11 protein-coding genes are annotated in these 14,602 nt (G+C 71.1%); 9 read left to right on the top strand and 2 right to left on the bottom strand.

Annotation, left to right across the window (positions count from 1 at the left end; translation table 11 throughout):
- The first annotated feature begins 16 nt into the window (after positions 1-16).
- The gene (locus tag DEA06_RS00505) at positions 17-652 is read left to right on the top strand and encodes a Maf family protein (protein ID WP_116646016.1); all 636 of its coding nucleotides are present in this window, start codon (positions 17-19) and stop codon (positions 650-652) included.
- Positions 653-732: 80 nt separating this feature from the next.
- Positions 733-2,493: a biotin carboxylase N-terminal domain-containing protein gene (locus DEA06_RS00500; protein WP_116646015.1), complete on the top strand. Its 1,761-nt coding sequence runs from the start codon at positions 733-735 to the stop codon at positions 2,491-2,493.
- A gap of 619 nt (positions 2,494-3,112) precedes the next feature.
- Here the strand turns inward: DEA06_RS00500 and DEA06_RS00495 are convergent.
- A complete protein-coding gene (locus tag DEA06_RS00495) occupies positions 3,113-4,573 on the bottom strand; it encodes an NAD(P)H-quinone dehydrogenase (protein WP_116646014.1) in 1,461 nt (486 codons plus the stop codon).
- Positions 4,574-4,626: 53 nt separating this feature from the next.
- Between DEA06_RS00495 and DEA06_RS00490 the strand changes: the two genes are divergently transcribed.
- The 3 genes from DEA06_RS00490 to DEA06_RS00480 all read left to right on the top strand — a co-directional run bounded on the left by DEA06_RS00490 (position 4,627) and on the right by DEA06_RS00480 (position 8,345).
- On the top strand, positions 4,627-5,460 hold the full coding sequence (locus DEA06_RS00490) for a purine-nucleoside phosphorylase (protein ID WP_116646013.1): 834 nt from the start codon (positions 4,627-4,629) through the stop codon (positions 5,458-5,460).
- The gene (locus tag DEA06_RS00485; RefSeq protein ID WP_116646012.1) at positions 5,457-7,169 is read left to right on the top strand and encodes a phospho-sugar mutase; all 1,713 of its coding nucleotides are present in this window, start codon (positions 5,457-5,459) and stop codon (positions 7,167-7,169) included. Before DEA06_RS00490 ends, DEA06_RS00485 begins: the two co-directional genes overlap by 4 nt.
- A 192-nt stretch (positions 7,170-7,361) precedes the next feature.
- Entirely contained in the window at positions 7,362-8,345 is a 984-nt protein-coding gene (locus DEA06_RS00480; protein WP_116646011.1) for a type IV toxin-antitoxin system AbiEi family antitoxin domain-containing protein, read from the top strand.
- A gap of 131 nt (positions 8,346-8,476) precedes the next feature.
- Here the strand turns inward: DEA06_RS00480 and DEA06_RS00475 are convergent, their stop codons facing one another.
- On the bottom strand, positions 8,477-10,402 hold the full coding sequence (locus DEA06_RS00475; protein ID WP_116646752.1) for a PRD domain-containing protein: 1,926 nt from the start codon (positions 10,400-10,402) through the stop codon (positions 8,477-8,479).
- 163 nt (positions 10,403-10,565) lie between these two features.
- On the opposite strand from DEA06_RS00475, the gene DEA06_RS00470 reads away from it, so the two are divergent.
- The 4 genes from DEA06_RS00470 to DEA06_RS00455 are packed head-to-tail and all read left to right on the top strand — an operon-like array spanning position 10,566 to position 14,506.
- The gene (locus DEA06_RS00470; RefSeq protein WP_116646010.1) at positions 10,566-10,904 is read left to right on the top strand and encodes a PTS sugar transporter; all 339 of its coding nucleotides are present in this window, start codon (positions 10,566-10,568) and stop codon (positions 10,902-10,904) included.
- 13 nt (positions 10,905-10,917) lie between these two features.
- Positions 10,918-11,193 carry an HPr family phosphocarrier protein gene (locus DEA06_RS00465; RefSeq protein ID WP_116646009.1) on the top strand — a complete coding sequence of 92 codons (276 nt, stop codon included), beginning with the start codon at positions 10,918-10,920 and terminating at the stop codon, positions 11,191-11,193.
- 14 nt (positions 11,194-11,207) lie between these two features.
- Positions 11,208-12,899 carry a phosphoenolpyruvate--protein phosphotransferase gene (gene ptsP / locus DEA06_RS00460; protein WP_116646751.1) on the top strand — a complete coding sequence of 564 codons (1,692 nt, stop codon included), beginning with the start codon at positions 11,208-11,210 and terminating at the stop codon, positions 12,897-12,899.
- Positions 12,896-14,506 carry a PTS mannitol transporter subunit IICB gene (locus tag DEA06_RS00455; RefSeq protein WP_116646008.1) on the top strand — a complete coding sequence of 537 codons (1,611 nt, stop codon included), beginning with the start codon at positions 12,896-12,898 and terminating at the stop codon, positions 14,504-14,506. The genes ptsP and DEA06_RS00455 overlap by 4 nt, the downstream gene beginning before the upstream one ends.
- Positions 14,507-14,602 lie beyond the last annotated feature (96 nt).

Below are 14,602 nucleotides of genomic sequence, written 5' to 3'. Positions count from 1 at the left end.
CCGGTACCGTCGAGGCATGCGCGTCTGCCTCGCCTCCACCTCCCCGGCCCGACTGATGCTCCTGCGTCAGTCGGGGATCGAACCCGAGACCATGGCTCCGGAGGTCGATGAGGAGGTGGCCGTCGCCCAGGTAGAGGCGGCCGAGGGACGACGCCTGCCCGCACCCGAGCACGTTCTGCTGCTCGCACGCCGCAAGGCCGCGGATGTGGCCGAGAGAATTGACCCCGCGTTCGACGGCATCGTGATCGGCGGCGACTCGATGTTCGCGCTCGGCGACGAGATCCTCGGGAAGCCCTACACCGCCGATAACGCGATCGCCCGGTGGAATCGGATGCGGGGGGCCACCGGTGTGCTGCACTCGGGCCACAGCGTCCTCCGCGTCGTGCCCGGCGAAGAGCCGCGGGAGGCCTTCGCGGTGGCCGAAGCATCCGTGACCTTCTCCGCCGACATCACCGACGACGAGGTGGCCGCCTACGTCGCGACCGGCGAACCGCTGCACGTCGCCGGGGCCTTCACCGTCGACAGCCTGGGCGGTGCGTTCATCGATCGGATCGACGGCGACCCCTCCACCGTGGTCGGGATGTCGCTGTCGACACTGCGCGTGCTCGTGCGCCGACTCGACGTGGAATGGACTTCTCTCTGGAATCGGTGAGAGACACCCGACACGTTTCACGCATTTTCTTGTGGAGTGGCGCTAAAGGCGTACCCCCGACCGTCGATAGGCTGACTCTTATGCCGAAGATCGCCAAGGTGCTCATCGCGAACCGCGGCGAGATCGCCGTTCGTGTCATCCGCGCGGCGCGCGACTCGGGCAAAGCGTCCGTCGCCGTCTACGCCGACCAAGACCGCGACGCCCTCCACGCGCGTCTCGCCGACGAGGCCTATGCCCTCGAGGGCGCGACCAGCGCCGAGACCTACCTCTCGATCGAGAAGATCCTCTCGATCGCCCGACGCTCCGGTGCCGACGCCGTCCACCCCGGCTACGGCTTCCTCGCCGAGAACGCCGACTTCGCCCGAGCCGTCATCGGCGCGGGCCTCGTGTGGATCGGCCCCTCACCCGACGCCATTGAAGCCCTTGGCGACAAGGTCACCGCGCGCCACGTCGCCGAGAAGGTCGGCGCGCCCCTGGCTCCGGGCACGCCCGGTCCCGTGGCCGATGCCTCCGAGGTCGTCGCCTTCGCCGACGTGCACGGGCTCCCGATCGCCATCAAGGCGGCGTACGGCGGCGGCGGGCGCGGCCTGAAGGTGGCGCGCACCGCCGAAGAGATCCCCGAGATGTTCGACTCGGCCACCCGCGAGGCGATCAGCGCCTTCGGGCGCGGCGAGTGCTTCGTCGAGAAGTACCTCGACAAGCCGCGCCACGTCGAGACGCAGTGCCTGGCGGATGCCGCGGGCAACGTCGTCGTCGTCTCCACGCGCGACTGCTCGCTGCAGCGCCGTCACCAGAAGCTCGTCGAGGAGGCGCCCGCGCCCTTCCTCACCCCCGAACAGAACGACATCCTCTACACCGCGTCGAAGGCGATCCTCCGGGAGGTCGGATACGTCGGGGCGGGAACGTGCGAGTTCCTCATCGGCGCCGACGGCACGATCTCGTTCCTCGAGGTCAACACGCGCCTGCAGGTCGAGCACCCGGTCTCCGAGGAGATCACGGGCATCGACCTCGTGCGCGAGCAGTTCCGTCTCGCCGAGGGCGGGGAGCTCGACTACGACGACCCTGTGCCGACCGGCCACTCGATCGAGTTCCGCATCAACGGCGAAGACCCGGGCCGAGGCTTCCTCCCCCAGCCGGGTCCCATCCACGTCTTCAAGACCTTCGGCGGCCCCGGCATCCGCCTCGACTCCGGCGTCACCGCCGGTGGCAGCGTCAGCGGAGCATTCGACTCGCTCCTCGGCAAGATCATCGTCACCGGCCGCGACCGCGACGAGGCCCTCGAGCGGGCACGTCGCGCGCTCGACGAGTTCGAGGTCGCGGGTCTGCCGACGGTGCTCCCCTTCCACCGCAAGGTCGTGCGCGAACCCGCGTTCACGGCCGAGGACGGCCGGTTCGGCGTCTACACCCGCTGGATCGAGACCGAGTTCGTCAACGACATCCCGGCGTGGGACGGCGAGCTCGACGCTCCCGCCGTCGCCGCTGCGCGGCACACGGTCGTCGTCGAGGTCGGCGGCAAGCGCCTCGAGGTGAGCCTTCCCGACCGCGTGGCCGCGGCTCCGGCCGGCCGCCCGGTGGCGACTCCTCCCTCGCGGCGCGCGCACGCAGCATCCGGTGTCTCGGGCGCGACCGGCGACACGGTCAAATCGCCCATGCAAGCCACGATCGTGAAGATCGCCGTCGAGGAGGGGCAGCAGGTCGTCAAGGGCGACCTCGTCGTCGTGCTCGAGGCGATGAAGATGGAGCAGCCGATCCAGGCCCACAAGGACGGCGTCATCGGCTCGATCGACGCCACCCCCGGCGCCACCGTCTCGGCAGGCCACGCGCTGCTCACGATCGCGTAGCCCGGCCTCCCCGCGCTACCCGCTTCCCCCTCGTCGCCGAGCCCGAACTCAGGATGGATGCTGCGCTGCCCCGCCGGCACGTGCATCTTTCCGCTCGCGCGGTGCGATCAGCCTGAGTTCGTGCCGTGCCGGCCTGCGTACCGAGGCGGTCTGGCCGCCGAACCGGGTGCGGCTGCGCAGGCGGGCGTGCGGAGCCGGGGTACGCGCCGGGCCGCCCCAACCCCCGGGCTGTCCCACGCGCCGGGCTGGAGTGCGCGCCGGGCTGGAGTGCGCGCCGGGCTGGAGTGCGCGCCGGCTGGGCGCGGCTGCGCGGGTGGGCGTGCGGAGCCGGCCGAGGCCAGCCGGCCGGCGGCCGGGAGAAGACCTCTCCCCGCACGAACTCAGGATGAACGCGGCGACACAACCGCCCACGCGGCGTGTCGCGCATAGGGCAGCCCTCTCATCCTGAGTTGGTGCGACGGGTGGGCGGACCCGGGAGGGGCCGCCCACGCGGCGTGTCGCGCACAAGGCAGCCCTCTCATCCTGAGTTAGTGCGACGGGCGGCGCGAAGGGCGGAACGCCCACGCGCCGCACGGCGCGGAACGCAGCGACGGCGGGTGCGGCGCGCGGCCGCCTCGCGTCAGGAGTCGAGGTCGTTGCGGTCGACGACGTGCATCGCCCGGGTCGCGTCGGTGATGCTCGCCGACAGCGACGGGTAGACGGCGAAGACGCGAGAGACCTGGTCGATCGTGAGACGCCGTTCGACGGCGATCGCGATCGGGTAGATGAGCTCCGACGCGCGGGGGCCGACGATGACGCCGCCGATGACGGTGCCGCTCCCCTGCCGGGCGATGATCTTGACGAAGCCGTCTTTGATGCCCTGCATCTTCGCGCGCGGGTTCGCCGAGAGGGGGAGCTTGCGCACGACCCCGTCGATGCGCCCATCGGCGATGTCCTGCTCCGACCAGCCGACGGTGGCGATCTCGGGGGCGGTGAAGATGTTCGCCGAGATGCGGCGGCGCTCGAGTGGGATGACCACGTCGCCGAGCGCGTGGAAGATCGCGGTGCGGCCCTGCATGGAGGCGACCGAGGCCAGCGGCACGAACGTGGTGCAGTCGCCGGCGGCGTAGATGTTCGGCACGGAGGTGCGCGCGACGCGGTTCACCCGGATGTTGCCCGACGAGGTCAGCTGCACGCCTGCCTCCTCGAGTCCGATGCCGGCGGTGTTGGGAATCGAGCCGACCGCCATGAGGCAGTGGCTGCCCTCGACCGTGCGTCCGTCGGCGAGGGTCACGACGACGCCGTCGCCGGTGTTGACCACGCTCTCGGCGCGAGCCTTCGACAGCAGGGTCATGCCGCCGCGCTCGAAGACCTTCTCGAGCACGGCCGCGGCGTCGGAGTCCTCGCCGGGGAGCACCTGATCGCGGCTGGAGACGAGCGTGACCTTCGACCCGAGGTTCATGTAGGCCGAGGCGAACTCGGCCCCGGTGACGCCGGAGCCCACGACGATCAGGTGCTTCGGCAGCGAACGCATGCCGTAGAGCTGGGTCCAGGTGAGGATGCGGTCGCCATCCGGCTTTGCGGAGGGCAGCTCGCGCGGCGACGAACCAACTGAGACGAGCAGCGTGTCGGCCTCGACGCGATCGAAGTCGGTGCCGCCCTGCTCGGTGGCGATCACGACGGCGGAATCGCCCTCCAGGCGCCCGTGGCCGGAGATGATGCGCACGCCCGCCTCCACGAGCGAGGCGCGCATGTCGTCGGACTGCTGGCGGGCGAGGGAGAGCAGCCGGGTGTTCACGGCCGCGAGGTTGATGGCGACCTCGGGCTGCAGCGGCTTGCCGTCGCCGCCCTTCGCGAACAGTTGCACCCCCAGCGCGCTCGCGCCCTTGATCGCGACCGCGGCATCGGCCGTGGCGATGAGGGTCTTCGACGGCACGACGTCGGTCATGACCGCGGCGCCCCCGACGCTCGCGCGCTCGACGAGGGTCACCTCGGCTCCGAGCTGGGCGGCGGCGAGCGCCGCTTCGTAACCGCCGGGGCCACCGCCGATGATGGCGACGCGCTGGGTTCGCTCGAAGCTGAGGGAGGACATGTACTCCATTCTGTCGCGCGTCGCGTGTGGCGACGAAACGCGGCGATTCCTAGAGTGGGCTCATGTCCTCATCTGCCGAGAACCCTCTCGATGACCCCACGGCCGATCCGTTCGCGATCGCCGCCACCGCCGCCGCCGATATCGCACGCCTCACGGGCGTCGAGCGCCACGACATCGCCGTCACTCTCGGGAGCGGGTGGGGACGCGCCGCCGAGCTCATCGGCGAGACCGTCGCATCGTTCCCCGCGACGGAGGTCACCGGGTTCAGCGCTCCGGCACTCGCCGGGCACGTCGGCACGCTCCGGAGCGTCCGCACCCCCGCGGGCACGCACGTGCTCGTGATCGGGGCCCGCACGCACTTCTATGAGAACCACGGTGTTCGCCGGGTCGTCCACAGCGTGCGCACGGCCGCAGCATCCGGGGCGTCCACCATGATCCTCACCAACGGCGCCGGTGGCATCCGCGAGACGTGGACGCCCGGGCAGCCGGTGCTGATCAGCGACCACATCAACCTCACCGCCGCCTCGCCCCTCGAGGGCGCGACCTTCGTCGATCTCACCGACCTCTACTCCTCCAGGCTGCGCGACCTCGCCCGCACGATCGACCCGACTCTCGACGAGGGCGTCTACTGCCAGTTCCGCGGCCCCCACTACGAGACGCCCGCCGAGGTGCAGATGGCCAAGACCATCGGCGGCCATATCGTCGGCATGTCGACGGCCCTGGAGGCGATCGCCGCCCGCCAGGCGGGCATGGAGGTCCTCGGCTTCTCGCTCATCACGAACCTCGCCGCCGGCATCCAGACCACGCCGTTGAGCCACGAAGAGGTGCTCGAGGCCGGCCGTGCGGCCGAGCCCGTCATCTCCGCCCTGCTCGCCCGCGTCATCGAGGCGCTGTGAGCGCCGACGCGGCGTCGCGCACCGACGACCTGCTGGAGGCGGCCCGCGCCTGGTTGGCGCAGGATCCCGACGGACAGACCCGCGACGAGCTGCGCACGCTGATCAGCGGCACCGAGGAGGCGGATGCTGCGGCCGCCGCCGAGCTCGCGAACCGCTTCTCGCAGCGACTCGCGTTCGGCACCGCCGGACTCCGCGGCGCGCTCGGTGCCGGGCCCAACCGCATGAACCGCGTGCTGGTGGCGCAAGCCGCCGCGGGCCTGGCCGCGTTCCTGCGCGAGCGCGCGGGCGAGGGCGATGCGCCGTCGGTCGTCATCGGCTACGACGGCCGCCGAAACTCCGACGTGTTCGCCCGTGACTCGGCCGAGATCTTCGCCGGTGCCGGGCTCCACGCGATCCTCCTGCCGCGGATGCTCCCCACTCCCGTGCTCGCCTTCGCCGTCCGCCACCTCGGCGCGTCGGCGGGCGTCATGGTCACCGCCAGCCACAACCCGCCCGACGACAACGGCTACAAGGTCTACCTCGGCGGCGACGACGACGGCGCGCAGATCGTCTCGCCCAGCGATTCGTCGATCGCCGCGCACATCCAGCGCATCGCCGATACGACCGAGCTCGGCGATCTTCCCCGCTCCGTGGGGTACTCCAACGCCGACGAGTCGCTCGTGGAGGCCTACGTCACTGCGACCGCGGCCGTCTCCCCCGCCCCCGCCGGGGCGCACGGACTGCGCTGGGTGTACACCGCGATGCACGGCGTCGGATGGGAGACCCTCTCGCGCATCGTCGCATCGGCCGGCTACCCGGCGCCGATCCCTGTCGAGGCGCAGCTGCACCCCGACGGCGCGTTCCCCACGGTGGCGTTCCCCAACCCCGAAGAGCCCGGTGCCCTCGACCTCGCGTACGAGACTGCACGCGAGAACTCCGCCGACCTGATCATCGCCAACGACCCCGACGCCGACCGCCTGGCGGTGGCGATCCCGGATGCTTCGGCGGAGGGCGGCTGGCGGATGCTCAGCGGCAACGACGTCGGGCTGCTGCTCGGCTGGCGGGCGGCCCGCGCTGCCGTCGACGAGAACGGCGTGCCCCGCGACCCGTCGGCGACGCTGGCCTGCTCGCTCGTCTCGTCGCCCGGTCTCGGACGCATCGCGGAGCACTACGGCCTCGGCTTCCGCGAGACACTGACGGGCTTCAAGTGGATCTCCCGCGCCCCCGGTCTCGTCTACGGGTACGAGGAGGCCCTCGGGTACCTCGTCAACCCCGGCACGGTGCGCGACAAGGACGGCATCTCCGCCGCGATCGCGATGCTCGGTCTCATCGGCCAGGCGCGGGAAGAGGGTCAGACCATCGCCGACGTGCTCGCGGAGTTCCGCGAGACCTTCGGCGCATTCGCGAGCGACCAGATCTCCATCCGCGTCGACGACGTGGCCGAGATCGCCGCCATGATGGCGAGATTGCGCGACGACCTGCCGCGAACGGTCGGCGGGATCGCAGCATCCCAGGTCGACGACCTGCGCGACGGGCTCGGCGACCTGCCGCCGGGCGACGTGTTGCGTTTCGCGCTCGAAGACGGCTCGCGCCTCATCGTGCGCCCGAGCGGCACCGAGCCGAAGCTGAAGCTCTACCTCGACGTGCGCGCGACGACCGAGAAGAAGGCGCGCAAACGCCTCGCGGAGCTCGCCGCGGGCGCCCGCGAGATGCTGGACGCCGTGCGCTGACCCTGCGCCCCGCGCCAGCGTTCCTCTCCGGTTCGGGGCACATATCTCTGGGTTCGGGGCGCAGGTTTCCGGTCGGGGCGGGGAATCCCGCGCCCCGACGCGAGTTCTGCGCCCCGACCCGGCTTTCCTCCCCAGGCGGCCGGACACGACGAGTATCCACCGGGGTACCGGACTCGACCTCGAGGCCGGCGTATGTCGCCGAAGCTCGGGAGCATGGTCTCGCCGTTCGACGTCTCCCTGCTCCGCAGGGGCGACCTCGCAGATGAGGGCATCGGCTCACACGCGCTCGACCGCATGGTGGCCTCGTCCGAGCTGAGGCGGGTGCGCCCCGGCGTCTACGTGAGAGACGAAGACGTGCGGATGCTGACCCCCGAAGGTCGCATCGTCGTGCGCGCGCGTGCGCTCTGCGCCGTCAGCCGCGTGGCGCCGGTGTTCTCGCATCTCACGGCGGCAGCGATCCTCGGGCTGCCCGTCTACGGGTGGCATGCGGTCACGCTCGATGCGATCCTCTCCCCCGAACGCCCCGGCGCGGCCGCGGGGGTCGTGCGGCACCGCGGTCAGCTCGCCGCGGGCGACGTCGTCGGCGTCGGCGACCTGACGTGCACGAGCCTGGTGCGCACCGTGGCGGACATCGCCCGCACCGCCGGCTTCACGCCCGCCGTCTGCGCGGTCGACGCGGCCCTGCGGCAGGTCGCCCATCCGAAGCAGGGCACCTACCTGACCGATCGCGCGGAGGCGTTCCGCGAGACCGCGCGCGAGGTCGTCGGGCGCTCCGCCCACGGCCGGACGCGGGCGCAACGCGCCCTCGCGTTCGCCGACGGTCGGGCCCAGCTGCCCGGCGAGAGCGTCAGCCGCATCCTGCTCGCCGAGCTGGGGTTCGCGCGCCCCTCCCTGCAGGTGCGGGTCGAGGGGCCGCGGGGCGAGGACTACTTCGTCGACATCGGGCTCGACGACGTGAACTCCTTCGGCGAGTTCGACGGCGAGAGCAAATACACCGACGAGGCCCTGCGCAGCGGGCGAACCGTCGAGCAGGTGCTCCTGGCCGAGAAGCAGCGGGAGGACTGGATCCGCGGACGCACCCAGCGCCGGTTCGCTCGGTGGGGGTGGGCGCACATCCGCTCGGCGCGCGACCTCGGCGCACGCCTGATCTCGTTCGGCATCGTCCCGCCGCGATAGGCCGCACACCGCGCGCTGACCCGTTCGGGGCGCGATCTTCTCATCGGGGCGCGGAATTCCACGCCCCAGCCGAAGAATCGCGCCCCAAACCCGAAGAGCGACGCCCCGAACACGGGCCGCCCGGCCGGGTGTCAGCCGTCGATGACGGCGACCAGCTCGTCGAGGAAGGCCGCGAAGTCGGTGCCGCGCCGCACGATCCGCTGCACGCTGTCGCGCTCGCTGAACACCTCGACGAACTGCTCGAACACGGTCTGGAACGCCTCGCGGTCGGTTTCGCTGAACGCCACGAGAGCGACCACCTGCACGCGGCCCTCGCCCCACGGGATCGAGGAATCGGCGATGCCGATCGCGATCCGCGTGCGCGAGGCGGTCATGTCCATCGCGTGGGGCACGGCGAGCGCGTCGGTGAAGGCGGTCGACGAGAGCGCCTCGCGATCGATCGCCCGCTCGACGTAGTCGCCGTCGATGACCGACTGCGCCACGAGCAGCGATCCGAGCTCGCGGATCACCCCCGGCTCCCCCTCGGCCGCGTCGATGCCGCGAATGAACGCGGTCGGGTCGAAGTACCGCTCGAGCTCGGTGCGCAGCCGCGCGAGGCGCCGCCCGCGGCGGATACGACCGGCCGCCGCCTGCACCCGTTCCACGTCGCTGTCGGTGAGGAACGGCTGGATGCGCACGATGCGGTCGCTCGGACGGGCCGGATCGATCGTCGAGAGAACGAGATCGGTGTCGATCGACTCCCAGTCGGGATCGACGCGGGTCTCGACGCCGACGACCTCGATGGCCTGGCCGAGCGAGCGGTCGACGCTCGAGCGCAGCAGCTCGTGCAGCTCGTAGTACCCGGGGCACACGATCGTCGCCGTCAGCAGCTGGTCGGCGCGCCTGCTGCGCTCGAGGCGCCCACCGACGTGCATCGCGATGTAGGCGATCTCGTCGTCCTGGATGGGGATGCCGAGGCTCTGCTGCAGACCGCTGGCGATGTAGACGGCGACGTCGAAGATCATCGGGTACGTCGACTTCAGCGAGCGCGTCAGGGGATTGCGCGACCACGCCTGCTCCCTCGCACGGTGCAGGAGGTTCTGCACGTGGAGGGCGAGGCGGAGGATGAAGTCCTCGTGCGCGATGTCGACGAGGAAGTCGGCGGCCGCCTGCTCGACGACGGCGCGGACGGATGCTTCGACCTCGGGATCGAGCCGCGCTCGCGCGTCATCGGCCGAGGGCGCACCGGGGGCGACGACCCGCGTGAGCACGAGAGTGGCGAGGTGCTCGCGGTCGCCCGTGCCCAGCTGCACGCCGAGGTGCCGGAGAGTGAGACGGTCGAGGAGGCCAGCCACCTCGGAATGGGCGGCGGAGCTGTCGGTCGACGCGCGTTCGAGCGCACGGTCGCGGGTGATCCGGTCGGCGGCGATCGCGATGTGCATCACGACATCGCCGATTCCGAACTCGTTGACGAAGTAGCCCATCGCCCCCAGCTCCCCGACGAGCTCGGACTTGAACGGTCCGAACGCGCGGGCGCCGACCGACCCCTCACCGAGGGTGCGGCGGAGCGCGGCGAGGTCGAACAGCCCCGCATCCATCTCGTCGTGGGCGAGCTTGCTCAGCAGCCGCCGCTGCGCCATCTCGGTGCCGCGCAACCGCGCGGTCGACGCGGAGCGCTCGAGGGTCAGCTCGGTGCCGCCGAGAAGCCCGCGCACCCGAGCCAGGTCGGCGTCGAGGGTGGCGGTGCTGACGTGCAGGGCGTCGGCGGTCTCAAACACGTCGATGCCGTCGGGTGAATCCAGGAGCGCACGCACGAGGGTGTGGAGCCGGTCGCGGGGGGTGCCCGCCTCGGGTGCGCTGCCGGCGCGCTGGGCCGCCGCCGCATCCGCCCCTGCGCGGTAGCCCGACGGACCCGACTCGATCGCCGTTCCGTGCGGAACCCGGGCGTTGACGGCGTTGACGTACGACCGGACGCTCCGGGGCGTCACGCCCAGGGAATCGGCGAGTGTCGCCGCCGTCTCCCACTCGCCGTTCCGGGTCAGCAGGGCGAGCAGGCGATCCTGTCTCGCTCGTGTCACGTCTTCCTCCACGTCCGCCGTCGTGTCGCGGAAGCCTCCCCAGTCAATCACGCGCCGACCCCTCGGGCGGCGGCGCACCAGCGTTCATTCCGGGGGGTGGGAAACGAACCTGGTTGTCGTCTCCCAGCGTTCTCACAAGAATGGGCGAGAAGGAGGCGGATCGATGAGGATCCTCGTGGTCTGTGGTGCGGGTGCGTCAAGCACCTTCGTCGCACAACGCGTGCGGCACGCCGCTCATGACCGCGGCCTTCCCTACACCGCGTTCGCCGGTACCGACAGATCGCTCCCGATCGATCTGGACGCCGCCGACATCGTGCTGGTCGGACCCCACATGGCCGACTCGCTCGAGAGGATCGAGAGGGATGCCGCGGCCCGTGGCGTCGTGGTCGTCCTCCTCCCGGACGACGTCTTCACCGACCTGTCCGGCGTGCGGACCCTCGACCTGGTCGAGCAGGCCGTGCAGAGCTCCCCGGCACGCGCCACCGACCCCCTCGACGCCTGAGAAAGGACCCCCCATGCCCCAGATCACCCGGACGGTGAGGATCGGCTCGTCCCACGGACTGCACGCCCGCCCCGCGAAGCTGTTCGCGAAGGCGGCGAAGGACTCCGGCATCCCCGTCACGATCGCCAAGGACGCGGGTGCCCCGGTGAACGCCGCCAGCATCCTCGGGGTGATCGCCCTCGGGCTCGATCAGGGCGACTACGTCACGCTCACCGCCGACGGCCCCCACGCCGAGGCGACGGTCGACGCCCTCGCCGAACTTCTCACCACCGACCACGACGCAGCATGACGGGAACCGAGACCATGACGGAACTTCGCGGAGTCGGAATCGGCCTGGGCGTCGCCCAGGGACCGGTCGCACGCATGGCGGAGCCCCTCCCGGCTCCGAAGGACGCCCCCAGCCAGCTGAGCGTCGACGAGGAGTCGGCGCGCGTCCGCGAGGCGGTCGCCGCCGTCGCGCGCGAGCTCGAGGAGCGCGGTAACACCGCGGGCGGCGCCGCCCGCGACGTGCTCGAGGCCCAGGCGATGATGGCCGAGGACCCGACACTCGAAGCCGAGGTCGACACCCGCCTGCAGGCCGGCAAGACCGGCGAGTGGGCCGTCTACGACGCCTTCGCGTCGTTCCGCGAGCAGCTCACCGCTCTCGGCGGCTATCTCGGCGAGCGCGCCGCCGACCTCGACGACGTCGCGCAGCGCGTCATCGCCCGCCTCCGGGGCGTCGCCGCCCCCGGCATCCCCGACCCCGGGCACCCGTTCGTCCTCGTCGCGAAAGACCTCGCCCCGGCAGACACCGCGCTGCTCGACCTCGACAAGGTGCTCGCGCTCATCACGACCGAGGGCGGCCCCACCTCGCACACGGCCATCCTCGCCCGCGAGAAGTCGATCGTCGCGGTCGTCGGCGCCGCAGAAGCCGCGAGCCTCACCGAGGGCGAGACGGTGATCGTCGACGCCGCGGCGAACCTCGTCGTGACCTCGCCGTCCGACGACGAGCTCGCCCGAGCCCTGACCCGCGCCGCCGACCGTGCGGCCGCAGCATCCGCCCCCATCACCCCGGGCGCTCTGGCCGACGGCACCCCGGTGCCGCTGCTGGCGAACCTGGGCAAGCCCGGCGGGGCCTCCGAGGCGGTCGAGCTGGGCGCCGAGGGCGTCGGCCTGTTCCGCACCGAGTTCCTCTTCCTCAGTTCGAGCTCGGCCCCCACCGTCGAGGAGCAGCGCACGGCCTACACCGAGCTGCTCGCGGCATTCCCCGGCAAGAAGGTCGTCGTGCGCGTGCTCGACGCCGGTGCCGACAAGCCCCTGCCGTTCCTCAACGACGCGCACGAAGAGAACCCGGCGCTCGGCCTCCGGGGCCTGCGCGCCCTCCGCGCCAGCGAAGACATCCTCCGCGAGCAGCTCACCGCGCTCGCGGAGGCGGATGCGGCGACCCGACGCTCTCCCGAAGGACCTGCCGATCTGTGGGTCATGGCGCCCATGGTCTCGACCGTCGAGGAGACCGAGTACTTCGTCTCGCTGGCGAAGGACTACGGACTGAAGACCGCGGGCGTCATGGTGGAGGTGCCCTCGTCGGCGCTCCTGGCCGACCGCATCTTCCGCCACGCCGACTTCGCCTCCATCGGCACCAACGACCTCACGCAGTACACGCTCGCCGCCGACCGCCTGCTCGGCTCGGTGGCATCGTTCCAGGATCCGTGGCACCCCGCCGTGCTCCGCCTGGTGCGCGAGGTGGGAGCGGCGGGAGCGGCGTCGGGCAAGCCCGTCGGCATCTGCGGCGAAGCGGCGGCCGACCCGCTGCTGGCCGTGGTGCTCGTCGGTCTCGGCGCGACCACGCTCTCGATGGCGCCGACGGCCCTGGCCGACGTGCGCGCCACCCTCCTCACCCACACTCTCGACGATGCCCGCCGCATCGCCGAGGCAGCACTGGCCGCCGACGGCGCGGCCACCGCACGCGAGGCCGCGACAGCGGCCTCCGCACGACAGAAAGAAGCAGTCAAATGACGACGACGTCGAAAGACGTGACGAGCAGCACCGGCGGCGCACGCGTCGCGGTGCAGCGCTTCGGCACGTTCCTCTCGGGCATGATCATGCCCCTCATCCCCGCGCTCATCGCCTGGGGCATCTTCACGGCCTTCTTCATCGAGAAGGGCTGGACGCCCAACGACCAGCTCGCCACGATCGTCGGCCCCTTCATCCACTACCTGCTGCCGGTGCTCATCGCCTACCTCGGCGGCCACCTGGTCTACGCCGTGCGCGGCGGTGTCGTGGGTGCGATCGCCACGTTCGGTGTCATCGCCGGCTCCGACTACCTCATCGGGCAGGTCAACCTGACGCTTCCCGCCGACAACCAGCTCGGCGAGATCAACATGTTCATCGGCGCGATGATCATGGCCCCGCTCGCCGCGTGGACGATGAAGCAGCTGGACAAGCTCTGGGACGGCAAGATCAAGGCCGGCTTCGAGATGCTCGTCAACATGTTCTCGGCCGGCATCTGGGGCTTCGTGATGGCGATCGTCGGGTTCTACCCGCTGGCGTTCCTCATCAACGGCCTCATGAACGTGCTCAGCACCGCGGTGAACTTCCTGGTCGACACGGGCCTGCTGCCGCTGACGAGCATCCTGATCGAGCCGGCGAAGGTGCTCTTCCTCAACAACGCCATCAACCACGGCGTGCTGACTCCGCTCGGCATCCAGCAGGCGGCCGACAGCGACACCGGCGGGTCGATCCTGTTCCTGCTCGAGGCCAACCCCGGCCCCGGCGTCGGCCTGCTGCTCGCCTTCACGTTCTTCGGGCTCGGCGCGGCGCGCGCGTCCGCTCCGGGTGCGGCGATCATCCAGTTCTTCGGCGGCATCCACGAGGTGTACTTCCCGTACGCGCTCATGAAGCCGACCCTCATCCTCGCCCTCATCGGCGGCGGCATGACGGGCGTCACGACCAACCTGCTGCTGGGTGGCCAGCTCCGCGCCCCCGCGGCTCCGGGCAGCATCCTCGCGGTGCTGGCTCAGGTGGCCGACAACCGGTACTTCGCGGTGATCCTCTCCGTGGTGCTGTCGGCCGCGGTGACGTTCCTCATCTCGGCGATCATCCTGCGAGCCTCGCGCAAGCGGGACCTGCTCGCCGAGGGCGACGCCTTCGCCGCCGCCATCTCGAAGACGTCGGCGAACAAGGGCAAGTCGTCCGCCGCCCTCGACGCGCTCCGCGCGTCGGACGGCCGCGACCGCGAAGCGGTGCGCGAGGCCGAGGAAGCCGTCGACCGCCTCGAGACGCAGGAGGAGACCGGTGGAGCTCTCAGCGGCGGCATCGTCGCCACCAAGCAGATCCAGAACGTGGTCTTCGCGTGCGACGCCGGAATGGGCTCGTCGGCGATGGGCGCCAGCGTGCTGCGCAACAAGTTCAAGAAGGCCGGTCTCGCCGACGTCACGGTGACCAACAAGGCCATCGCGAACCTCGACCCGTCGGCCGATCTGGTGATCACGCAGGCCCAGCTCACCGACCGCGCGCGCAAGCAGACGCCCGGTTCGATCCACGTGTCGGTCGACAACTTCATGAACTCGCCGAAGTACGACGAGGTCGTGGAACTCGTGCGCGACCAGCACGACGACAAGTAAGACAGATCACACCTACGAGGCCGGGCGCGCGAAGCCCCGGCCTCGTAGGCTTTCACCCACGGATGCTTCGGCATCCGACCCCTCGAAACGAAAGGC

The organism is Microbacterium sp. Gd 4-13 (genome assembly GCF_003095395.1).
Lineage (GTDB): Bacteria > Actinomycetota > Actinomycetes > Actinomycetales > Microbacteriaceae > Microbacterium.
Note: the sequence above shows the minus strand (reverse complement) of the source record. Positions and strands in the feature narration are given on the sequence as shown.